Genomic DNA, 6,515 nt, shown 5'->3' with positions numbered 1-6,515 from the left:
CCGACAAGGACGTGGCCAAGTTCGAAGAATTCATGAGGATCGCCGCGATCCATGAGCTCGACACGCGCCTCCTGGATACCGACGAAACCGCAAGACTCATCACCGGCATGTCGCGCAAATTCAAGGGCGCGATGACGACGCCTTCCGATATGCGCGCCGAGCCTTGGTTGGCGGTGCCTGCGCTGGCCAGGCTTGCCGTGCGAAAAGGCGCCAGGATCGTCGAGAATTGCGCCGCGCGCACCCTCGAAATCGCAGCCGGCAGGATCAAGGGCGTTTGGACCGAGGCGGGATATATCGAGACCTCAACCGTGCTGGTCGCGGGCGGCGCCTGGTCTTCCCTGTTCCTGGCGAGGCACGGCGTGTCCATCCCCCAGCTCAGCGTCCGGGTAACTACAGCTGCCACGGAACCCATGCCTGAGGTCTATCGAGGCGCGGCCGCCGACGACCACATCGCTTTCCGGCGCAGGCAGGATGGCGGATACACGCTCGCCGCAGGCGGCAGCCACTTGCTCTATCTAGGGCCAGACGCATTCCGGCACTTCACCAAGTATATTCCCGCCCTTAGGGACAATCCGTTCGGAACGCGCTATTTCCCGTTCGCTCCGTCGGGCTACCCGGATGGCTGGTCGACCCCGCGCGACTGGGCGCCGGATTCCGCAAGCCCTTTCGAAAGAATGCGCGTGCTCAACCCAGCCCCTGAGCCGGCAAAGCTTCGCTCGATCGAGCGCAATTTCAAACAGCTTTTCCCCCGGTTCGAGACGGTTCGCCTGAAGGCCGGCTGGGGCGGCATGATCGACGCCATGCCCGACGTCGTCCCCGTCGTGGATCGGGTCCAGGCGGTCGGCGGTCTTTTCGTCGCGACGGGCATGAGCGGCCACGGATTCGGTATCGGACCTGGCATCGGCCGCGTCGTCTCAGACCTGATCCAGGGAAATGAACCCGGGCACGATCTCCGCCGTTTTCGACTGTCGCGTTTCTACGATGGAAGCCCGGTACGGTTGGGTCCGGCGCTTTAAGTGGCCGAAATCCATTCTTGATCGTCATCCGATGGACAATTGGTCGATCGCGGTCATCGCGATCCGCCGTCAAAGGCGGCTGGATGGCGACGCCGGGATAGGTGAACCACAATTCTTCTGAAGCAATTAGTGCCACTGCACATAGTGGCACTGCACTGAGATTTTGACCGGTCGGCTCTGTTTGCGTTGGCAGGTGGCACGCGTTGGAGATTGGCCGAAAACGCCATCGCGATCGTCATTCCAGGGCGGAGCAGGAGCGAAGCTCCGTCGCGAAGACCCTGGAATCCATGCCGTTGCCTTCGCCAAGGCGTGCAAGGGAGCAAAATTCAGCACCGTGGCGGAGCTTCCAAGTCACGGCATTCTATGGTCTGCGCGCGTCGCTTCGCTCCTTGCTCCGCCCTGGAATGACGATGTTGGGGCGGCCGCAACCAATCCCCCGGCGTTTGCGCTGATTTCACGGACATGAACGGAAAATCTTGCGCCAAGACAAACGGCAACCTTTCAAAATCCCTGTGCCAGGGAACTAGGTTGATCATCAGATCGGACCAAATTCTCTGTCCAGCAGCCCCATAATGATGTCGTCCTGCCAAGCCCCGCTGACCAATGCGGCTTCGCGCTCACGTCCCTCCTCCACAAATCCGCACTTGCGATAGCAAGCGATCGCGCGGGAATTGCACGATAAGACTCTTAGGGAAATGCGGTGCAGGCCAAGACCAAACGCGTAACCGAGGACGAGCCTGATCGCTTCGGTACCATACCCCTTGCCGAGATATGCTTGATCGTCGATGCCGATGGCCAAGGCCGCCCTCTTATCGTGCCAGTCTATGCTGTGAAGGCGCACATGACCGACAAAGCAACCTGCATCGATCACCCATGCATAGTCCTGTTGCTCGATGAAGCGAATGGCTGCTTCGGCATCGGCTCGGGTAAAGATTGTGCTAGGGTCGAATATCCCACCGTAGGCTTCAACGATCTCGCGATGCCGACCGAGCGCTAGCCGCGTTTCCACATCTTGGGGAATTGGTCTGCGAAGGATGAGGCGAGCGCCCCGAAGTTCGGGAAGATCGGCTGTCATTTGCGAAAACCAAGATGTTCGTGCGTATTTGTCGAATGGCCGGCTCCGCTCATCGCGGCCATGGCTATAACCACTTGATTGAGTTTGGACACGAAAGCATCGGGGCATGAGTTTCGAACACGAGACTCACTCCTTCGCCGCTCCAGCCGCCGTGATGTCCAGCAGCCCATAGCCGAAGTCATTGTCGCGCCCCTTCGGGCCAAGATCCTTGGCCGTGGCCGCCAGCGCCTTCTCGATGTCGTCGGCAGAGCGATCGGGCGCGGCGTGGATCAGGTTGGCGATGGCGCCAGACACGATCGCGGCGGCGAAGGAGGTGCCGGTCACCACGTCCGACCCCGCGCCGCTCGGTGCCACCATTTCGACGCCCGGCGCCGAGATGAAGACATAGGCGCCGCGATTGGCCTGCGGCATCAGCCCGTCCTTGGCGTCGGTGGCGGTCACGGCGATCACGCCGTCGAAGGCGGCCGGATAGCCATAAGGCGCTTTCGGTCCATTGTTGCCGGCTGCTGCCACCAGCGCGATGCCCGCCGCCCGCGCATTGCGGCAGGCGGTGCCGAGCAGGTCATTCTTCGGCCCGACGAAGCTCATATTGATGATGCGCACATTCTGCTCGGCAGCCCAGTCGAGCGCCGACAGGATGACGTCCATGGTCGACTTGCCGCCTTCGAAGGCGCGGGCGTGGTAGATTTTGGCGCCCGGCGCCATGCCTTCCAGCGGACCGACGCCGGCAATCAGGCCATCGACCGAGGTGCCGTGGTCGCGCTTCTCGATCGGCACGTTGGGCATGGCATCGTATTGGCCGGCGATGACGCCGGCGAGCGCCGGGTTGGTGTCGTCGATGCCGGTGTCGATGACGGCGACCCGCACATTTTCGCCGCTCGCCTGCTTGGCATCGAGCGCGATACGCTCGAAGGCGTAGTTGACGATGCCCGCCGCCTGCTGCAGCGAATAGATATGGTTGGGCTCGCGCCGCTGCGTGCGCCCGTCGGCCGCAAGCTGCGCCAGCACCACGCCGACCGGTCGCCCGTCGGTGATGCCGAAGCGCACCAAAGTGGTGCCGAGCAGCAGCGACTGGCGCTGCGAGCGCACCTGCAGGCCGAAGGAATTGGCGATCTGCTGCACCACGCCGGCATCGCCGTCGACCGTCACCAGCACCTCGTCGGGCACGAATTCGCCGCTGATCGCGCGCGGCGGTTCGGCAAGGTTGAGGCCCTGCGGCACCGTGACGGGCCCGCTCGGCGTCGGAGAGGGTGGCGGCGTGTTGCTGGAACCGTTCGATGACGACGTTTCGTTCGCCGGCGTCTGCGGGGCGGCGCCCGCCGGCGGATTCGGGAACAGGTCGACGATCAGCGCCGGCAGGAACACCGCGCCGCCCGTGGCCGTGCCCGGCGTCGCGTCGCTATTCCTGGCGCCGCCGTCCTTGTCGCAGCCGCCGCCGGCCGCCGTCGTGCGGTCCAGGCAATCGAGCTGCTTTTGCGTCAGGTTCGGATCGTTGGTCTGCGCGGAGGCAGGCGCGGCGACAAATGCCGCCGCCGCAAGGAGCGCCGCATGCAGAATGACCGCCTTAGCCGCCATCGGCCGGTTTCCTTCCCTGCACCACAGCCTCCGCGAAAGGCTGGGCGGCAATGAGGCCGACGAGCTTGTCGTAATCGGCCGCCGTGTTGGCCGGGATCGTCAGGTGGAACACGCCGTCGGCGGTCGGGCCGCCGGCGATCTTCAACCCGTTCTGGCCGAGGAAGGCGGCGATATCGGCCATCTTCGCATCCGGCTTGAACTTGACCAGCGCGAAAGGCAGCTTCGCCAGATCATCCTGGGCACCGGCCACTTCGAAGTCGGTGCCCTTGCCGCCCGGCTGCTCAAAGGCCTGCACGATGACCAGCGCAAGCAGCGCCGCGGCAGCCGCCCAGGCGACACCGGCAGGCATTGCCGTCACCCGGCCGAAGACTCTTGCCAGCCAGGATTGGCCGGGCGTGCGCACCGGACCGGCTTCGGCGTCCAGCGCCTTGGAGAAGCGGGAGAACGCGTCGGCGGGCGGCCGGATCGCCTCGTTGGCGGCCGCGGTGCCGGAGAACTCGGCCTCCGCTTCGCCAAGCGCATTCATCGCCGCCGGATCGGTGGCCAGCCACTCCTCGACGGCCTCCAGCTCGGCGCCCTCCAGCGAGCCGTTCAGGTAAAACGGCAGCAGCGTTTCCATCTCGTCGCGACGCGACATCTTTTCAGCGGCGCTCATGGCCAACCCCTGTCGTAACCGGCGGCCTTGAGGGCTTCGCCAAGTTTCTTGCGGGCGTAGAACATCCTGGTCTTGACGGTCGCGACCGGGATGTCGAGCACCTCGCCGATCTCGGTCACCGACTGGCCGTGATAATAGGCAAGGTCGATCACCGCGCGGTGTTCTTCCGGCAGGGCATCGACGAAGCGGCGCAAGGCGGCGGCCTTGTCTTCCTTCATGGTCACGACTTCCGGCGTGTCGGCGCCGTCGGGAACTTGCGCCGCGTCGTCGTCGTCGATCCAGTCTTCCTTCTTCTTGCGCAGCATCGACAGCCCCTTGAAGCGGGCGATGCCGAGCAGCCATGTGGAAACTTCAGAGCGCCCCTCGAAACTGGGCGCCTGTTTCCACAGCTCCAGAAAGACCTCGTTCGTGATATCGTCGGCCATCATTTCCGATCCCGTCTGGCGCGCCACGAAGCGGTAGATCCGCGCGTGGTGACGCATGAACAGGAGCCGGACGGCGGCCCGGTCGCCCTTCGCGACCCGGTCCACAAGCGCGCGGTCGGTTTCCGTCGCCGCATTCATGGCCGGTTGAGCCGCCTGGCTCCTCGAAGCTCTGTCGCTGATCGGTCCAAAAAGGTTCACCCTCCGCCAAGGATTCTTTGGAGGCTAACTGAAGAAAGTGAGCGTTGCCAGAGGGCAGGGTTTCTCCTTCTCCCCTTGTGGGAGAAGGTGGCCGCGAAGCGGCCGGATGAGGGGTGCTCCAGGGAATGCCAGCGTCTCACTCCGCTGGAACACCCCTCATCCGTCTCGGCGCTAACGCGCCGATCCACCTTCTCCCACAAGGGGAGAAGGGAGAGGTGGCGCTTACCCCAAAAACACCTTCGCCTTCATCGTCTCCGGTATCGTCACGCCAAGCCGGCTCAGCACTGTCGGCGCGAGCTGCAGCTGGTCGAGCAGCGTGTCGGCCTCGGGCCCCTTCGCAGGTCCGAAATAATAGAGCGCGAAATCCTGCATCTCGTCGTCATGGCCGCCATGGTGGCCGCGGTCGGTCTGGCCGTGGTCGGCCGTCACGATCACCTCATAGCCGGCTACGCGCCATTGCGGCAGGAAGGCTGCCAACATCGCGTCCATCGCGTAGCAGGCATGATCCATCTCGTGGCAGTCATGGCCAAAGCGATGGCCCATCGAGTCCAGCGTGCAGGTGTGGACGATGCCGTAGTCGATGCCGTGGCGTTTGGTCAGCATCGTCAGCGTCGCGAACAGGTCGACGTCGCTTGGCGTCATCTGGTTCTTGAGATTGTAGCCGGTCATGGTGTGGAAGCGGCCATGCGTGATCGGCCCGCCTGGCTCATCGAATTCCATGTCCTCGACAAGATCGAACGGATGCGAACGGAAGAATTCCGACCAGTAGGAATGGGTCACCGCGCCCGTCTTGCCGCCGGCCTTGCTCACTTCCGAGAAGATGTCCGGCTGGGTGACGCGAAAGCGGTTCTCGTTGGCAAGGATGCCATGTATCTGCGGCGAAACACCGGTGTGGATCGAGGCGTAGCAGCAGGCGGAGGTCGACGGCAGCACCGAGCGCATCTTCCACACCTGCGCCTCGCCCGACTGCGCCCAGCCTTCGAGATTGCCCATCAACCGGCGCCAGTTCCGGTAGGGCACGCCGTCGAGGATGATGAGCAGCAGTTTGGATTTGAGCGCCACGGCGGTTCTCATGCATCGAAAACAGAAGCGCCGCGTGTCGCGTGGACACGCGGCGCTGCTTTGGATAGCTTGATATCAGGCGTTCAGCCAGCACTCGTTGAGCGCATAGCCGTCCATCATCTCGCCATTCGGGTTCTTCACCCAGCCGCCGATCTTCTTGGTGTTGGCGGCGTCGACGAACTGGTTGAAGAACGGCACGATCAGGCCGCCTTCGTCGCGCATCAGCATTGCCATGTCGCGATAGATCGTCTTGCGCTTGGCCTGGTCCAGCTCGGCGCGCGCCGTATAGAGCATCTTGTCGAATTCGGGCCGCTTGAAGCGCGTGTCGTTCCAGTCGGCGGTCGACAGATAGCCGGTGGAATACATCTGGCCCTGCGTCGGCCGGCCGCCCCAGTAGGAGAGCGAGAAGGGCTGCTTGTTCCACACTTCCGACCAGTAGCCGTCGCCCGGCTCGCGCTTGATCTCTATCTTGATGCCGGCCTTGGCGCAGGACTGCTGATAAAGCTGGG

Annotated in this window: 6 protein-coding genes and 1 pseudogene; 1 reads left to right on the top strand and 6 read right to left on the bottom strand. The window is 63.7% G+C overall.

What is annotated here, in order from left to right; translation table 11 throughout:
• Positions 1–1,016 (top strand): FAD-binding oxidoreductase (locus tag FJ980_RS28855; RefSeq protein WP_140547042.1); only part of this gene is annotated, 1,016 nt, incomplete at its 5' end.
• Between the two features lie 535 nt (positions 1,017–1,551).
• On the opposite strand, the gene FJ980_RS28850 is transcribed toward FJ980_RS28855, so the two are convergent.
• The 6 genes and pseudogenes from FJ980_RS28850 to FJ980_RS28825 form a co-directional block, all read right to left on the bottom strand.
• Entirely contained in the window at positions 1,552–2,091 is a 540-nt protein-coding gene (locus tag FJ980_RS28850; RefSeq protein WP_140547041.1) for a GNAT family protein, read from the bottom strand.
• 126 nt (positions 2,092–2,217) lie between these two features.
• Positions 2,218–3,666 carry a S8 family serine peptidase gene (locus FJ980_RS28845; RefSeq protein WP_140547040.1) on the bottom strand — a complete coding sequence of 483 codons (1,449 nt, stop codon included), beginning with the start codon at positions 3,664–3,666 and terminating at the stop codon, positions 2,218–2,220.
• Entirely contained in the window at positions 3,656–4,321 is a 666-nt protein-coding gene (locus FJ980_RS28840) for an anti-sigma factor (RefSeq protein WP_140547039.1), read from the bottom strand. The genes FJ980_RS28845 and FJ980_RS28840 overlap by 11 nt, the downstream gene beginning before the upstream one ends.
• A complete protein-coding gene (locus FJ980_RS28835) occupies positions 4,318–4,884 on the bottom strand; it encodes a sigma-70 family RNA polymerase sigma factor (protein WP_140547038.1) in 567 nt (188 codons plus the stop codon). The genes FJ980_RS28840 and FJ980_RS28835 overlap by 4 nt, the downstream gene beginning before the upstream one ends.
• A 282-nt stretch (positions 4,885–5,166) precedes the next feature.
• Positions 5,167–6,006 carry an alkaline phosphatase family protein gene (locus FJ980_RS28830; RefSeq protein WP_140547037.1) on the bottom strand — a complete coding sequence of 280 codons (840 nt, stop codon included), beginning with the start codon at positions 6,004–6,006 and terminating at the stop codon, positions 5,167–5,169.
• A gap of 75 nt (positions 6,007–6,081) precedes the next feature.
• A pseudogene (locus tag FJ980_RS28825) lies at positions 6,082–6,515 on the bottom strand (peptide ABC transporter substrate-binding protein); the annotation flags it as partial.

Origin of the sequence: Mesorhizobium sp. B1-1-5 (genome assembly GCF_006443065.1) — a bacterium.
Lineage (GTDB): Bacteria > Pseudomonadota > Alphaproteobacteria > Rhizobiales > Rhizobiaceae > Mesorhizobium.
The sequence above is the reverse complement of the archived record's forward strand: the minus strand, read 5'-3'. Positions and strand labels throughout refer to the sequence as shown.